This is a genomic window from Aequorivita capsosiphonis DSM 23843 (assembly GCF_000429125.1).
Classification (GTDB): Bacteria; Bacteroidota; Bacteroidia; order Flavobacteriales; family Flavobacteriaceae; genus Aequorivita; species Aequorivita capsosiphonis.
On the sequence record NZ_KE386851.1, the window covers coordinates 14692 to 30644 of the forward strand.

12 protein-coding genes and 2 pseudogenes are annotated in these 15953 nt (G+C 35.8%); 12 read left to right on the forward strand and 2 right to left on the reverse strand.

All coding sequences use genetic code 11. The features are described from left to right. Position 1: 1 nt before the first annotated feature. The 12 genes and pseudogenes from G440_RS0118785 to G440_RS21080 all read left to right on the forward strand — a co-directional run. The gene (locus G440_RS0118785) at positions 2–1414 is read left to right on the forward strand and encodes an ArnT family glycosyltransferase (RefSeq protein ID WP_026452702.1); all 1413 of its coding nucleotides are present in this window, start codon (positions 2–4) and stop codon (positions 1412–1414) included. After that, positions 1411–2664, forward strand: coding sequence for a glycosyltransferase family 4 protein (locus G440_RS20860; RefSeq protein WP_051285474.1), 1254 nt, complete (start codon positions 1411–1413; stop codon positions 2662–2664). The genes G440_RS0118785 and G440_RS20860 overlap by 4 nt, the downstream gene beginning before the upstream one ends. After that, positions 2654–3166, forward strand: coding sequence for an acyltransferase (locus G440_RS0118795; RefSeq protein WP_026452703.1), 513 nt, complete (start codon positions 2654–2656; stop codon positions 3164–3166). Before G440_RS20860 ends, G440_RS0118795 begins: the two co-directional genes overlap by 11 nt. Continuing rightward, positions 3163–3912 carry a glycosyltransferase family 2 protein gene (locus tag G440_RS0118800; RefSeq protein WP_026452704.1) on the forward strand — a complete coding sequence of 250 codons (750 nt, stop codon included), beginning with the start codon at positions 3163–3165 and terminating at the stop codon, positions 3910–3912. The genes G440_RS0118795 and G440_RS0118800 overlap by 4 nt, the downstream gene beginning before the upstream one ends. Positions 3913–3990: 78 nt before the next feature. Continuing rightward, positions 3991–4554: a PglD-related sugar-binding protein gene (locus tag G440_RS0118805; RefSeq protein ID WP_026452705.1), complete on the forward strand. Its 564-nt coding sequence runs from the start codon at positions 3991–3993 to the stop codon at positions 4552–4554. 7 nt (positions 4555–4561) lie between these two features. After that, the gene (locus tag G440_RS0118810; protein ID WP_211228205.1) at positions 4562–5233 is read left to right on the forward strand and encodes a sugar transferase; all 672 of its coding nucleotides are present in this window, start codon (positions 4562–4564) and stop codon (positions 5231–5233) included. A 29-nt stretch (positions 5234–5262) separates the two neighbouring features. After that, entirely contained in the window at positions 5263–6474 is a 1212-nt protein-coding gene (locus G440_RS0118815) for a polysaccharide biosynthesis protein (protein WP_026452707.1), read from the forward strand. Positions 6475–6476: 2 nt separating this feature from the next. Then, positions 6477–7148 (forward strand): sugar transferase, encoded by a 672-nt coding sequence (locus tag G440_RS0118820; RefSeq protein WP_026452708.1) that lies wholly within the window; start codon positions 6477–6479, stop codon positions 7146–7148. A 618-nt stretch (positions 7149–7766) separates the two neighbouring features. Beyond that, positions 7767–8549, forward strand: a complete 783-nt coding sequence (locus G440_RS0118825; RefSeq protein ID WP_026452709.1) for a polysaccharide biosynthesis/export family protein — start codon at positions 7767–7769, stop codon at positions 8547–8549. A 23-nt stretch (positions 8550–8572) separates the two neighbouring features. Continuing rightward, positions 8573–10921, forward strand: coding sequence for a GumC family protein (locus G440_RS0118830; protein ID WP_026452710.1), 2349 nt, complete (start codon positions 8573–8575; stop codon positions 10919–10921). Between the two features lie 1247 nt (positions 10922–12168). Further along, a pseudogene (locus G440_RS21075) lies at positions 12169–12351 on the forward strand (ATP-binding protein); the annotation flags it as partial. Between the two features lie 604 nt (positions 12352–12955). Beyond that, positions 12956–13138 (forward strand): annotated as a pseudogene (locus G440_RS21080) (ATP-binding protein); the annotation flags it as partial. A 677-nt stretch (positions 13139–13815) separates the two neighbouring features. Here the strand turns inward: G440_RS21080 and G440_RS0118840 are convergent. Then, positions 13816–15069: an OmpA family protein gene (locus tag G440_RS0118840; RefSeq protein WP_026452712.1), complete on the reverse strand. Its 1254-nt coding sequence runs from the start codon at positions 15067–15069 to the stop codon at positions 13816–13818. A 518-nt stretch (positions 15070–15587) separates the two neighbouring features. Continuing rightward, positions 15588–15830, reverse strand: a complete 243-nt coding sequence (locus G440_RS21085; RefSeq protein ID WP_084426923.1) for a GIY-YIG nuclease family protein — start codon at positions 15828–15830, stop codon at positions 15588–15590. Positions 15831–15953 lie beyond the last annotated feature (123 nt).

A 15953-nucleotide genomic window follows, 5' to 3' on the forward strand; every position in this document is an offset into this window, starting at 1 on the left:
TATGGATAAGTTTAATGTATTTTATAAATACTCCATAAATTTCTCTATAATATTAATAATTATAACAACTGTAGGGGGACTAATTTTTAATCAGGGAATCCAAGACTTCTTGTTTTCACTATTTATACCAATACTATTATTAGTAATTGGATTTAACTTTTATAAAATAAATAAATTTAATAAGGATAGCACTTATTTATGGAAATTAACATTAGTGCTATTTGTAATAAAATTGATTTCTATTTTTGCGTTTTCTGAAATTTTGTTATCATATAACAATATCCCTTTTTTATCTTTTAAAGATGATTATCTCTATTATCAAAGTTCCGTAGACATCGCAAGAGGTTGGAAAGTATACGGCTTTTCTATAGATGAAGATATTAGGTTGTCTACTGGGTTTTATTCTGGCTATCCTAATATAAATGCGTTAGCTATATATCTATTTGGAGAGTCCACTTATGTGCCAAAAATTTTAAATGCAGTAATATCCGGCTTAATTGTAATAGTTTGTTTTAAAATATTAAAACTTTATACATCTAATAAGATAGCTAAGCTTGTTACTTCTATAATCGCCTTTTCTCCAATATTGATTTATTTTTCAAGTTTTGTCCTTAAAGACGTAATGTTATTATTATTTACGTTGATAGCAATATATTGTTTTTGCAACCTTTTAGAAGGTCGGGTTAAGCTAAGAAGAATATTATACTTGATTTTGGCCTTAACGCTTATGATATTTTTCAGGGCTGCCACAATTACCCCTCTAGTTGGAGCATTTATATTAGTATATATATATAAATCCTTGTCATTCAAACGAGGATTTTCATATTATTCCTTATTATTTGTGATCTTTTCTCTAATTGCATTTGTTTACGTATGGAATTATCTGGCGAGTACTGGTATCGTAACCGATTTCGAAAGCTATTTTTCACCTCGTTATGATTCATTTTTTGGAAAAGAAATCGAAACCTCAGGTTCTAATATTTCCAATTTAAGTGTTATTTCTTATTTGGGCGCTCCATTGTTTTTATTATCTAGTCTATTTCTACCTTCACATTTATTTATAAACTTCGATAATATCGAGACCATAAACTATACGAGTTCTGCTTTAATCTACCATTTTGCCATTTTGCCATTTATTCTTTTTGGCTTTTTTTGGATATTTAAGAATTTTAAGAAAGTAAATATTAGCGTTCTATTTATTTTTTTAGTCCTTATTTTTTTTAAGGTAGGCCTATCGGTGTCCATTAATGGCTTATTTAGTACTAGGCAATCTTTAGGCAGTATTTATGCAATGTATTTTTTACTACCAATATATTTTGAGCAAAAAATTAAAATTGTCACGCTCAAGTATTATTTTTTTATTTCAATTATAATCATTTTACTGTATAATATTTTAAGATTTGCGATAAGGTGAATTTATTAAAAGAAATCAATAAGAAGTTTATTAAAGAGAGAGAGAGAGAGAGAGAGAGAGAGAGAGAAAATCTATTTGAAAATACAAATTATTATATAAAAATTATGAAGTCAATTGTAATCCATGCTTGGACCTTGCATAAAAAAGGAGATAAATACTTCATTCCTTATACCCACTGGGTGTATTTAAATGAAATCGTGAAGTATTACAGTAAGGTTTGCTTATTATCACCTATAAATTTAATTAAATCAGGGAATAGTTCATTAGAAACAATAAGTAATTATAAGAATGTTGAAGTTTATGAATTGCCCTATTCAGATGGATATATTGATGCAATTAAATATTTTTTTCATTATAAAAAAGCATATAAGGAATTAGCAAATAATTATGATGTTGTTTATGCTAGATACCCCATTCCATTTGGATGGTTACAAAGTTTTTATTTTAAGGATAAGAAAAAAATAATTCATTTTGTAGGAGATCCCGTTGATACGATAAAAAACAATCCGAACTTATCCCTCATCAAAAAGCTATTATACACTAAATTATTTATGCCAGAGCATTATATGTTTATGAGAGCCTGTAAAACAGCTAAGGTATATACTAATGGTTTTCACATATCAGAACGTTTGAAAAAGTATAATGTAAATTCTACACCTCTTATTTCCTCAACATTAAATGACTCTGATTTCTATTTTGAGCATAATAAAGTTATTGACATAGAAGCACCTAAAATAATTTATGTGGGGTATTTAAGAAAGGCTAAAGGCGTTGAAACGGTTATAAGAGCATTTTCTCTTTTACAAAAAGAAAAGCCAAATGCAGTTCTAACTATAGTTGGACATGGTGAGTCAGAAGGAGAATTAAAACAGCTGGCTACTAGATTAAATTTAAAGAATATTGTGTTTTTGGGCCATATTGAAAGTCGAGATAAATTGAATGAATTGTTTAGAGGACATGATATTTTTTGTTTTGCCTCATTATCGGAAGGTTCTCCACGTGTAATATTAGAAGCTATGGCAAATGGATTGGCAGTGATTAGTACTCCTGTAGGCTCTTTGCCAAGTACCTTTGAAGATAGAAAAAACATTTTGTTTTCTGATTTTAATGATGATAAGGATTTTGCAAAGAAATTAAAGGAACTATCTAGTAATAATGAAACTTATAATCATATAAGGGCTAATTCATATAGCCGAGTAACAAATTTTAAAATTGAAAACTTTTTAAGAAATATTTTTTATGAAGCATAAGATCTCTATAATATACTCATGGCTTATAAGGTCACTATTTTATTTTTTCCCAAATATTCCCATTATAATGAGATTAAGGGGACTTTTTTACTCATTTTTAATGAAAGAATGTGGGAGAAATTTCCAAGTTGCTTCTGATGTTTATATTGGTTCTTTGTCAGGTTTAATAGTAGGTGATGATGTTTATATAGCACCAAAAAACGTGATAATAGCATTAGATTTAATGATAGGAGATAATGTTATAATTGGTCCAAATTGTGTAATTTCTGGTGGAAATCATCAATTTGATGGTTCGTCATTTAGGTTTTTAAAATCAAAAGCTGAAATGGTTGTTATTTGTAAAGGTGCCTGGGTTGCTGGCAACTGTACTATTGTTGCCGGAGCCTCTTTACCAAAATTTTCAATTTTAGCAGGAGGAGCTGTTTTAACAAAAAGATTTGAGGGAGAGAAAGGTATTTACGGAGGTGTACCTGCAAAATTTATTAAGAATCATTCTAAATGAAAGTATCTATTATAACACCTGTATACAATGCTTCGCGGTTTCTGAAGCTAACAGCCAATTCTGTAATCAACCAAGTCTATGAAGATTGGGAATGGGTATTGGTAGATGATTGTTCAAAAGATGATTCCTGGCAAATAATGCAAGAGTTAGCCGCAAGGGATTCTAGAATTAGGATTTTTAGAAACCCTTCAAATTTAAAATCTGGAAAGACACGTAATTTTGCAATACAAAAAGCAGAGGGTCGCTATATTGCTTTTTTGGATAGCGATGATTTATGGCACAAAGATAAATTAGCAATACAGATACCCTTTATGCTCGAAAATAATTACCACTTTTCTCATACTTCTTATGGCTACTTAAGTGAAGAAGGGAGTGCAATTAAATCCACTCTTCATGTTAAAGACGTAGTGGACTATAAGGGGTTATTGAAGAGAACTGAGATTAGCTGTTTAACAGCTGTTTATGATGCAGAAAAGATAGGGAAATTTTACATGTCTGAGCATGCACGTAAACAGGATTATGCATTATGGTTGGCAATTTTGAAGAGCGGAGTCAAATCATATGGCATTGATAAGGAATTAGCATATTATAGACAAGTTAATAATTCTGCAACTAGTAAAAAGTATAAGTTGATTTTAAAACATATTACTTTTTTAAAAGACACTCAAGGTTTTAGTAGTATCAAGTCTTTGTACTATACCTGTCATTGGATGTTAAATGGCGTTGTTAGATATTATATTAAATAAAACCATTTTTTTTAGCTTAACCATTTTAAAATTCTTGAAAATTAATAATTAGTTTGAAGCTATTGTAATTTAAATTGTATGAAAAAGCATCTTTTAATAATTGGTTCAGGAGGTCTTGGAAGAGAAATATTAGCTACTCTAAAACATACCAATTATCTTTTTAATTATAACGGAATAGGTTTCATTGACGAAAAGCCTGGAACTGTTAAAGGGGTGAATATTGTTGGAGATAATAAGTATTTGCATAATATCGAATTTGACTGTGATATTATAATAGCAATCGGTAATGTTAATATTAGGCGAAAAATTATTGAAGAATTTGGAAGTAAAAAGAATTTTAATTTCCCAACTTTTATTCACCCTAAGGCTTCTCTATATGACGAGGGCTCAATAAAAATAGGTAAAGGATGTTATATTGGTGAGACCTCAATTTTGACTACAGATATTGTAATTGAAGATTACTGTTTCATTAATTCAAATGTAAGTATTCATCACGACTCAATATTACGAGAAAACTGTGTGCTGATGCCTGGTGCACGAATAACAGGTGGAGCAGAAATAGGAAAGGACACGAGAATAGGACCCAATGTGCAACTTTCACAAAGAATATTAGTCCCTGCCAATTCTAACTTAGAAATTTAAACAATCAATGTACTTATTTATAAAGAGAGTTTTCGATATTTTATTCTCCTCAATTGTGTTAATTATTGTTTTCCCCATTTTTCTACCTGTTATGATCCTTCTCAGGTTAACAGGAGAAGGTAAAATATTTTATATTCAACAAAGAGTGGGTAAAGGGATGAAGCCATTCGGTTTGATTAAATTCGCGACCATGTTAGAAAATAGTTCCAATATGGCAGGTGGAGATATAACAACAGGAGATGATCCACGTGTTTTGAAAGTTGGTAAATTTCTAAGAAAAACCAAGTTGAATGAATTTCCTCAATTTATTAATATTCTAAAAGGTGATATGAGTGTTGTTGGACCGCGACCGACAACTTTTAGAAATTATTCATATTATAGTGAGAGTATTCAGAGTTTAATTAAAGGATTGAAGCCGGGGCTTACTGGTATCGGTTCAATTGTTTTTAGAGACGAAGAGAGTTTTATAAAAGATTCTAAAAAGGATGCTGTGTCCTTTTATAAAGATGACATTGCTCCTTATAAAGGTGAACTCGAATTATGGTATTCAAAACATCGAGGTATTCTCACAGATTTCCTTATAATTTTTACAACAGCATATGTCGTCATTTTTCCAAAAAGCGAAATTGTTCACGATTTATTCAAAGATCTTCCTAAACATAATTTATTTAAAAAATAAACACTAAACCCCAAATCTTATATTGAATCATGAATTTAATAGATATCCCCAATTTTATAAATACGTACATTACGAAAAGACAAACTAGTCTATTTGAAAATGACATTGAAAAACATAAAGACACGCTTAGTAAAAAAATAGCTGGAAAATCAGTATTGGTTATTGGCGGTGCTGGCACGATTGGTTCCTCATATATCAAGGCCATCCTGAGATTTAAGCCCGGGAAATTATATGTTGTGGATACTAATGAGAATGGCTTGACGGAGTTAACTAGACAACTACGCTCTGATGCTAATACATATATTCCCAATGACTTTAGAACATACCCCATGAATTTTGGGGATCCTGTTTTCAAAAAAATGTTTTTAGCAGAAGGCCCATTTCATATAGTAGCTAATTTTGCAGCACACAAGCACGTTCGTAGCGAAAAGGATCAATATTCTATAGAAGCAATGATAGACAATAATGTGTTCAAAGCTAAAGAGTTTTTAGATTTGCTTATTACCAAAAAACCAGAACATTTCTTTTGTGTATCTACAGACAAAGCAGCCAATCCCGTAAATGTAATGGGAGCAAGCAAGAAACTTATGGAAGAGGTGATTATGTCCTACAGTGATGATTTGCAGATTACCACCGCACGATTTGCGAATGTTGCTTTTTCCAATGGTTCCTTATTGGCCGGATATATTGAGCGATTATTTCAGAATCAACCTATTTCTTGTCCTTCTGACGTTAAGCGTTTTTTTGTTTCCCCTATTGAAAGTGGGCAAATATGTATGTTGGCCTGTATGTTAGGAAACTCGGGAGAAATCTTTTTTCCGAAATTAGCTTCGGAAGAGATGGTCTACTTTAAGGAAATTACTTTAGATTTCTTTAAGGCGTCCAAAAGAGCAGTAGTTGAATGTACATCTGAAGAAATAGCGAAAAAGAAAGCATTAAGCACCAAGGAAAATGATCCATACCCCGTTTTCTTTTTCGATTCAGATACTTCTGGAGAAAAACTCTATGAAGAATTTTATACAGATACTGATTTGATTGATACTAAAACCTATTTTAGTCTTGGTGTGATTAAAAATGCGAGAAAGCTTCCAAAGTCCGAAATCGATAGTACCATTTTTCAGTTAAAAAATCTCATGGATTCCGGTGACTACGATAAAGCTGCCATTGTTGAACTACTGAAAAAACAGCTCCCAGATTTTGAACATATCGAAACAGGAAAGAGTTTAGACCAAAAAATGTAATTATGTATTTACTATTCAAAAGATTGGCAGACATTATTGTTTCTGTTGTTTCTCTTCTAATTTTAGCTCCGTTGTTAATCCCAATTATGATAGGTCTTAAACTCACTGGAGAAGGCTATATATGGTATAAACAGGAAAGAATTGGCTATAAGAATAAACCATTTTTAATTTGGAAATTTGCTACTATGCTCAAGGATAGCCCAAATATGTCTGGAGGTGTAATGACAACTAAAAGAGACCCAAGAATAACCCCTATGGGTGGGTTTTTACGAAAAAGTAAAATCAATGAATTACCGCAACTGATAAATATTCTTAAAGGTGATATGAGTGTGGTTGGTCCACGCCCAGTGATGCGTATTAGTTTTGAAGCTTATCCTAAAGATGTTCAAGAAGTAATTTATAATGTAAAACCAGGGCTTACCGGAATTGGGTCAATTATATTTAGAGACGAAGAAGAACTCATTACTGAAGTGAAAAATAGAGGCGAAGATACGTGGGCTTTTTATGCAGATAAGATTTATCCCTTTAAAGGGGAAGTTGAAAAATGGTACCAAAAGCATGAATCATTTATAGTTGATGTTAAAATAATCTGTATCACCGCTTGGGTTATCTTGAATTCTTCTAGCGAAATCGTTTATCGATGGTTTAAGGATTTGCCGAGACGTCCATTTTAAGGACTAATATTGGAATGGATAAAAGTAACTGGTGGTGAGAGGTGAGAAAAATAGTATAATAAGCATAAATCTAAAGTACAAATCCTGAGGGCTAATTAATAGTTATTTGGGTTGCGTTATCCTAATTTCTTACTATTTTTGCCGAGATTTAAAATAACCGTAGTACGGCTGGTTTTAGACGTGAGATTTGTGAATCGGGATTCGGGATTCGGGGGAATGGATTGAAGAGTCGAACTGAAGATATAAATTATGTGATTAGGGATTCGGGAACCGTGATTAGGGAATCGGGATTCGGAAGAATGGGTTGTAGAGTCGAACTGAAGATATAAATTATGTGATTCGGAAATCGACGAGTGACATTTAAATCTCGAACTATTGGTTGAACGCCTGCCCGCCGGAGGAGGGAATTAACGCCTGCCCGCCGAAGGAGGGAATCAACGCCTGTCCGCCGGAGGAGGGAATTAACTCCCGAAGTTTCGGGAACGAATTAACGCCCGCCCGCCGGAGGAGGGCATTAAAAATAATCAATAGCATAAGTAACACCTACATATTAAACATTAAAATAATGTCTATTAACTTACGCTTAGCTATTAAGAATGCCCTAAATAAAATAAACCTATGATTAAAAAATTTCCCCTTCAGCTATTTATTTTAGCTGTATGCAGTTTGCTGCTCAGCAGCTGTGTGAGTAATAAAAAAATTTTATACTTCCAAGATGCGGAGGCCTATAGCTTAACGGATATAGTGTACACCGAAAACACCATCCAGCCCAACGATATCTTATCGGTAACGATAAGTGCTGCCATGCCTGAAACTGCGCTTCCCTACAATAAGAATTCAGGTTCTAATGCGGTGGTAAACAATAATAACTTGGAAGTTATGAAACTACAAGGCTACTTGGTAAATGCCCAAGGTTTTATTTCCATTCCTGTTTTAGGGAAGGTGTTGGCAAAGGGAGAAACCAGTACTGGCTTAGAAGATAAGATTGCGAGTCTTTTAGAAACGGGCGGACATTTGGTTGATCCTGTAGTGACGGCGCGTTTGCTCAATGCCAAAGTAACCGTTTTAGGAGAAGTAAAAGTTCCAGGTACTTTTGGGTTTACCGAACAAAACTTAACCGTGCCACAAGCCTTGGGGTATGCGGGTGATTTAACCATTAACGGAAAGCGGGATGAGATTATGTTGATTCGTGAGCTCGATGGAAAACGTAAAATTACGCGGCTTGATTTAACAACGGCAGACTGGATGGATGATCCGGAATACAATATAAAACCCAATGACATCTTGGTGGTGGAACCCAACCGGGCAAAAGTAAAAACTGCCGGCTATGTGGGGAGTGTAACCACTATTGTTGCCATTGCCTCCCTCTTGGTTAGCATCGCTATTTTACTCACTCGTTAAGATATAACTTTTAATATACCCCAATGGAAATCGATTCTGAAAACGACCAAATAGATATTAAAGGGATTATATATCGCTATTTACCCTACTGGCCATGGATGCTTTTAAGTATTGTTATTGCATTGCTAGGCGCATTTTTTTATTTAAGATATACCCCTAACAGCTATAATACCACTGCAAAAGTAAAAGTTTTAACCGATAAGGAGGCGACGGATTTTGCACTGGATTTGGATAAAATGCTAGGTAAGAGCAATGTGAATTTAGAAAATGAAAGCGCTGTATTTCGTTCTTTTCGTATAAACCATCAGGTTGTAGAAAAGCTTAACCTACAAGTTTCTTATTTTCAAACAGGGCGAGTGAGTGAAAACCAGGTTTATACTGCGCCTTTTAGGGCTGTTTATGCGCCAGAAGTAGATACGTTAAAAACAGACTTGGAATTTGGGGTTACTATAACTTCTAGGGGGTATAAGCTCCGCGATATGGAAGCAGGAAATAGCCTAGATGTGCCAAATTATTACTTTGATGCGGCAACTCCTCAATTTCCATTTACATTGGAGCCACGGGAAGCCGGAAACATTAAACCAGGCGAGAATCCAGAATATGTTATAAGGATTGTCGATGAAAGTAGGGCAACACAAAGTTTGGTAAACAATATTAAAGTAAGCCCCGATGGAAAGGATAGTGATATTTTAATTTTGAGTTTAGACGCTACTAATGGGGAACATGCGCAAACAATTATAAATACGCTTATAGACGTTTATACCGAAGATGGAATCAAGGACAGGCAAGAGGTTTCCAAACGCACCATTGCATTTATCGATGAACGTTTTCAGTATCTTACCAGTGAATTGGACTCTATTGAATTGGCCAAAGGCACTTATAAGCAGAGCAACAATCTAAGTATTTTTGAGGCTGATGCGGAATCAATTATTGCGAAACGTACCTTAAAAGACGAGCAGTTATTTGAGGTAGAAACCCAGCTGCTCTTGGCAGATGTATTGGAGAAAAGTATAACCACTGCCGACGATTTTAATTTACTCCCTGCCAATATTGGATTAAACAGTGGCGCTGTAAATAATCTGGTTGCTGATTACAACGAAGCGGTATTAGAGTACAATAAATGGAAGGCCAGTGCAGGTGATAATAATCCCAAGGTAAAAATACTAAAGCAAACCATTGGAGATTTAAACAGCAATATTAGTAGCTCCTTAACGGGGTATAAAAACCAACTAAAGCAATCTTTAGAGCAAAACCAACGTGCGCAGGACCAAGCGCAGTCTTCTTTTAGTAGCTTGCCAAATAAAGAGAAAATACTGCGCAGTATTGAGCGGCAGCAGCAATTGAAAGAGAATTTATATTTGCTTTTATTGCAAAAGCGGGAGGAAGCAGCTATCAAGGTGGCTACAACGGCCGCAAATGTTAAGGTTATTGATTATGGGATAACGAACTCAATTCCCGTAGCGCCAAAACGAAAAATAATCTTTTTAGGGGCCTTTTTAATTGGAATATTGATTCCTGTTGGGATTTTGTATTTAAAGTTTGCCACCAATAATAAGATATACACTAGTAAAGACATCGAAGAGATAAATGCAGAAGCCCCGGTTTTAGGTGAAATACCTGAAATTGCAAACAAAAAGAATGATGGAGGAAGGGGTGCCATAAATTCACAAGGCGAAGAGGCTTTTAGAACCTTAGGGCATCACTTAAATTTTATGATTACTAGCAGCAATCCTACGGATGATGGGCAGGTGATAGCGGTAACCTCTTCGGTAAAAGGAGAAGGGAAAACAACGGTTTCTTATTACGTAGCCCAGACCTACTTTCAATTAAAAAAGTCGGTGTTATTAGTAGGTGCCGATTTAAGGAACCCACAGTTACACCCATATGTAAACGAGACAAAAGAGAAGGCAGGTTTATCTAATTACTTAAACGATCCGGATTCCAATTTGGAAGATTACATTTTAAATGTTAGTAATGGTTCCAATCGTTTTGATCTGCTTCTTTCGGGTACTATTCCGCCAATGCCAAGTGTATTGCTATCCAGTGAGCGGTTTAAGGACTTTTTAAAGGAAGCTAAAAAGCATTATGATTACGTTATCATTGACACCGCACCAACCTTGCTAGTGTCTGATACTTTAACCTTTATGAGCCAAGTAGATTTTACACTTTATGTGGTTCGTTCCGGAGTTACGGAAAAACAACTGATAAGCTATTCCAAAAAATTAGTGGACGATAAAAAAATAGCCCAGATGGGATATGTTATTAACGACATTGACTTTAAAGGATCTTACGGATATGGATATAACTATGGCTACGGCTATGGGTATCATGCAGATATGGATAAGAGGCCGTGGTATCAGTTTTGGGGGTAGAATGCGAGGTTGCTGGTTGAAAGTTTTAGGTTTCTGGTCGAGATAAAAAATTGATGATTGTAGCGAGTTACGATAGCTATCTTGATTTACGTAGGACGTTAGTACATAAGACGTTGGGCTGCTTTAATTAATTCAACTAACTTCGTATTTTATTAATATAGTCAGTATCGGGAGTAAACATGCTGTAAAAAAAAATTAACACCTATTTTAAACAATAAATCCCGCTGCCAATTATTTGCAGCGGGATTTTTATTTGCGTTTTTATAAGGAAAGTAGGCTATTGCCTTTATTTTGAAATTTAGAGTCAGTGGCGGCCGATTAAAATAATATAAAAACATCTTCAGCCAAAGATAGTAGGCGTTTAAGGCATTTTTATCGAGTTACACTTTTTCGTCGTTTGCCCTTTGTCGTTTATTTCAAGTTTCAGGTTCATTCGCATATCCCAAACCTGACAGGTTTTTGAAACCTGTCAGGTTTAGACTAGGTCTACGGTTTACAGGATTAATAAATTTGTGAGATTTTAGACTTGAGACTTGAGACATGAGATTCGGTCCCGAGTTCTTTTTCACTTTCACTTTCAATTTTTCGCTCCCTCGCCCCATCGCCTCACCGCCCTGTCGCCTTGTCGTTCGTATTTCAACTTTCCAATTTCCAATTTCAACCCCTCGTAGTTCGTCGTTCGTCCCTCGTCGTTCGTTCGTTCGTTCGTATTTCAACTTTCAGGTTCAATCGCATTAGACTTTTGATGTTAATTGAGATTTGAGATTATAGACGTGAGACATGAGATTCGGTCCCGAGTTCTTTTTCACTTTCGATTTCAATTTTTCGCCCCATCGCCTTGTCGCTCCATCGCCCCATCACCTTGTCGCCTTGTCGTTCGTATTTCAACTTTCCAATTTCCAATTTCATCCCCTCGTCGCTCGTCGTTCGTCCCTCGTCCTTCGTTCGTTCGTATTTCTACTTTCTATTTTCTACTTTCGTCCCTCGTCGCTCATAGTTCGTGATTCGTGATCTGTGATCTGTGATTCGAAGCTTATTTTTAAAAGTCTCGATAGTTTTTGGATATTGGCAAACCAAATCAGGCTTTTTAAGTCTTTGTTCGAGTCTTGTTCGAGACTCGTTCGTGTCTGCTTCGAATACGAGCCGTTTATTCGAACAACGTTCGAACAAGTGTAGAATGAGAGTAAAGGATGGATGGGTGTTTAAAGGAGGGCTAAAAGGAAAATAGTGTAGTTAAAAAAATGGATCTCATGGAAATCATTGAGGACAGGCACAGCGTCTCCTCAACCATTATAGCGAGTCAATTACCAGTTGGAAGTTGGTATGATCTCATCGGGGAAGCAACAATTGCGGATGTCATTTTGGACAGGTTGGTACATACCTCACACCGCATAGAATTGAAAGGGGAAAGTTTAAGGAAAAAACTATAATTTTGTCACTATCTTATCTTTTAAGACCAAAATCAACAGGGGGGTCAATATGACCGGAATGGGGGCTCAGTATCACCGGAATATCCAATAGGTGAGAAGCTGTTGTTTTAAACGGAATGAAAGGGACTCAAAAGGCAGGGCTTAAAAGAGGAGACATGAGATTCGGTCCCGAGTTCTTTTTCACTTTCGATTTCAATTTTTCACCCCATCGCCGTGTCGCCTTGTTGCTCGCATTTCTACTTTCCAATTTCAACTTTCGTCGCTCGTCGCTCGTCGCTCGTCCTTCGTCCCTCGTCCTTCGTTCGTTCGTATTTCTACTTTCTATTTTCTACTTTCGTCCTTCGTCGCTCATAGTTCGTGATTCGTGATCTGTGATTTGTGATTCGAAGCTTATTTTTAAAAGTCTCGATAGTTTTTGGATATTGGCAAACCAAATCAGGCTTTTTAAGTCTTTGTTCGAGTCTTGTTCGAGACTCGTTCGTGTCTGCTTCGAATACGAGCCGTTTATTCGAACAACGTTCGAACAAGTGTGGAATGAGAGTAAAGGATGGATGGGTTTTTAAAGGAGGGCTAAAAGGAAAATAGTGTAGTTAAAAAAACGGATCTCATGGAAATCATTGAGGACAGGCACAGCGTCTCCTCAACCATTATAGCGAGTCAATTACCAGTTGGAAGTTGGTATGAGGTCATCGCGGAAGCAACAATTGCGGATGCCATTTTGGACAGGTTGGTACATACCTCACACCGCATAGAATTGAAAGGGGAAAGTTTAAGGAAAAAACTGTAATTTTGTCACTATCTTATCTTTTAAGACCAAAATCAACAGGGGGGTCAATATGACCGGAATGGGGGGTCAGTATCACCGGAATATCCAATAGGTGAGAAGCTGTTGTTTTAAACGGAATGAAAGGGACTCAAGAAGAAGAGTTTCAAAGATGAGACATGAGACTCGGTCCCGAGTTCTTTTTCGCTTTCGATTTCAATTTTTCACCCCATCGCCGTGTCGCCTTGTTGCTCGCATTTCTTCTTTCCAATTTCAACTTTCGTCGCTCGTCGTTCGTCGCTCGTCGTTCGTCGCTCATAGTTCGTGATTCGTGATTCGTGATTCGTGATTCGAAGCTTATTTTTAAAAGTCCCGATAGTTTTTGGATATAGGTGAGGAACTGTTGTTTTAAACGGAATGAAAGGGACTCAAGAAGCAGGGCTTCAAAGATGAGACATGAGATTCGGTCTCGAGTTCTTTTTCACTTTCACTTTCAATTTTTCACCCCATCGCCGTGTCGCCTTGTTGCTCGCATTTCTACTTTCTACTTTCTAATTTCAACTTTCGTCGTTCGTCGCTCGTCCCTCGTCGTTCATCGTTCGTCGTTCCTCATCCCTCGTCGTTCCTCCCGATCTTATTGCAAAAAAAAAAGAGCCCTTATTTCTAAGGACTCTCTTTTGATTTAAAATATATTTATTTCTCTATTTCAATTTAAAAGTAACTCTGCGAACCAATTGTCTTGCTGGTCCAGAAGCTTTATCAACGCTGGAATCTACGCCACCACCAGTGTATGATAATCTACTTTCGGAAACTCCCGAAGCAATTAAAATATCATAAACTCTTTTAGCTCTCTTTTCAGATAGTTGCTGGTTGTATTCAGGAGCTCCGATTTCATCAGCATAACCAATTAGTTCTGCCTGAGAAGAAGGATGCTCGTTCATATATTTCACTAAATAGTTAATTGCCTGTAAAGAATAGGTCTCGGGCTTATCGCTATTAAATTGGAAATAAACGTTTACATACCCCTGACTCAATAATTCTTTAACACTGATGTCATTTCCATTATTTATGTCATTCATTTTAGCATAACGCTGGTCTAGCGAAGCTTCAATTTCATCTGGGATACCATTTTTGTTTAGGTCTATGGCGATTCCTTTGGTGTTTACAGCTACCCCTGAGATCGTATTAGGCTCACGGTCTAGGTAGTCTGGCACTCCATCTTGATCTGTGTCTATAAGGTCGGTTTCAATTTTAGTTAGTCGCTGATTTAGGCTATCCAATTCTTCTGTCATTGTGTTTTCACGAGATACCCAATCTGCATGTTTTTCATTTTTACCTAGATAAAAAGTAAGACCAGCAGACACATTAATCATCATTCCGTTAAAACCACGGCTGTTTGTTAGTTCAGTTCCGTCCCAAGTGTAATTTTGGCGCACATTTCCGATTACGGTTAAGTCCGTTGTTAGGGCTATTCTATTGCTCAATTTAATTTGAGGGCTTAAACCGGCCATAACATGCATCATATTATCCTTTTCATCAGCATTGATTGCTTCTTCTGGAGCAAGTCTTCCATATCCACCACCGAGGTGAAATAAAAGACCTATTCTATCGGTCCAAGTTTCAAAATTCATAACGGAACCTAAATTGGCAACCCCTTGTAGCGATGCTCTGTAATAATCAGATTTAAAAGGAAGGCTTCCGTCGCCATCTTTTATGGCGTTATACCCAAAATCGAGTTTTAAACCGAAATCATTGTTTATCATATACCGCGTACCTACGCTTACCTGTCCAAAGCTGATTGGAGATGCTTTATATTGGTCTGCGAAAGGTCTAGTGGGTTTGTGGGCGCCGCCTGCTACCTCTATTGACCATTTATTGTAATCGTTGTTAACTTCTTCTTGGGCCGAAAGTAGAGAGGCACTAAAGAGTAATAATGCGAGTATTGTTTTTTTCATAATGTAAGTAGGTTTAAGGGGCTAAAGTAGTAAGAATATTACGTTTTTTCAACCTCGAAGACATCAAATAACGAACTTTAATCATTAAATTTTTCTTGAAGTGCCAATAGCTATTGTTCGTAAAAAACGAATTTAATATCGTTCAGTATTATTCATTATGTTTTATATATTCATTTCTAGGTTTATCCATCACTTTTTTAAAGATGGTGGGTTTTTATTGTTTTTCCCATAAGTGTGTTCAGCGCTATTTAGATAGATTTAGTCTCGTTAAATTTTTGATAAAAAATTAGAATTGCGTTAAAATTATTCTGAGACAATAGCTAGACAAAAGAGCCACTGAAGATGATTTGCAATTGAGTTTGTTGGAGGTGAAATTTAATCCAAATGTGAACCCTTGGGGTCTTTAGGCTTCGCTTCCTGTAAAAGTGCTTGCGTGCGGTTTGGGATGTGAAAAACATCCCTGGGTTTAAAAGTATAAAAACCTGATTAAACGAAAATGTATGGTAGAAACTTTTGTATTAGACTAATCTCTTGTTCATAAATGCGCGTCCTGAACCCGATTTCAAATATTTTTCGAAATAGTATGCCTTGTATTTATCAGAGAATATAATTTTTGTTATTGGAGTAACTGGAAGTCGATATTTTGTAGAGGTAACCAGTCCATTCGAATGTCTCTTTAACCTATTTTGAAAATTTTCGGTACAGCCAACATAGTGACTGTTATCATCACACTTTAGAATATAAACAGTCCATTCAGTCAAAATATTTAAATTTAAAGTGGACTGGGTCCACCGAGGCTCACCATAAATATAATCAAGAATAAGTTAAAAAGCTAAAAATTAATAAGCTCGCCGTCGCTCCGTAGAAAAAACGGAGCTATGGCG

Excerpts from the sequence above, each read along its gene's own strand:
- G440_RS0118810 (WP_211228205.1), top strand. The coding sequence starts at position 4,562 with ATGTACTTATTTATAAAGAGAGTTTTCGATATTTTATTCTCCTCAATT.
- G440_RS0118800 (WP_026452704.1), top strand. The coding sequence starts at position 3,163 with ATGAAAGTATCTATTATAACACCTGTATACAATGCTTCGCGGTTTCTG.
- G440_RS0118815 (WP_026452707.1), top strand. The coding sequence starts at position 5,263 with ATGAATTTAATAGATATCCCCAATTTTATAAATACGTACATTACGAAA.
- G440_RS0118820 (WP_026452708.1), top strand. The coding sequence starts at position 6,477 with ATGTATTTACTATTCAAAAGATTGGCAGACATTATTGTTTCTGTTGTT.
- G440_RS0118805 (WP_026452705.1), top strand. The coding sequence starts at position 3,991 with ATGAAAAAGCATCTTTTAATAATTGGTTCAGGAGGTCTTGGAAGAGAA.
- G440_RS0118795 (WP_026452703.1), top strand. The coding sequence starts at position 2,654 with ATGAAGCATAAGATCTCTATAATATACTCATGGCTTATAAGGTCACTA.
- G440_RS0118830 (WP_026452710.1), top strand. The coding sequence starts at position 8,573 with ATGGAAATCGATTCTGAAAACGACCAAATAGATATTAAAGGGATTATA.
- G440_RS0118825 (WP_026452709.1), top strand. The coding sequence starts at position 7,767 with ATGATTAAAAAATTTCCCCTTCAGCTATTTATTTTAGCTGTATGCAGT.
- G440_RS0118840 (WP_026452712.1), bottom strand. The coding sequence starts at position 15,069 with ATGAAAAAAACAATACTCGCATTATTACTCTTTAGTGCCTCTCTACTT.
- G440_RS0118785 (WP_026452702.1), top strand. The coding sequence starts at position 2 with ATGGATAAGTTTAATGTATTTTATAAATACTCCATAAATTTCTCTATA.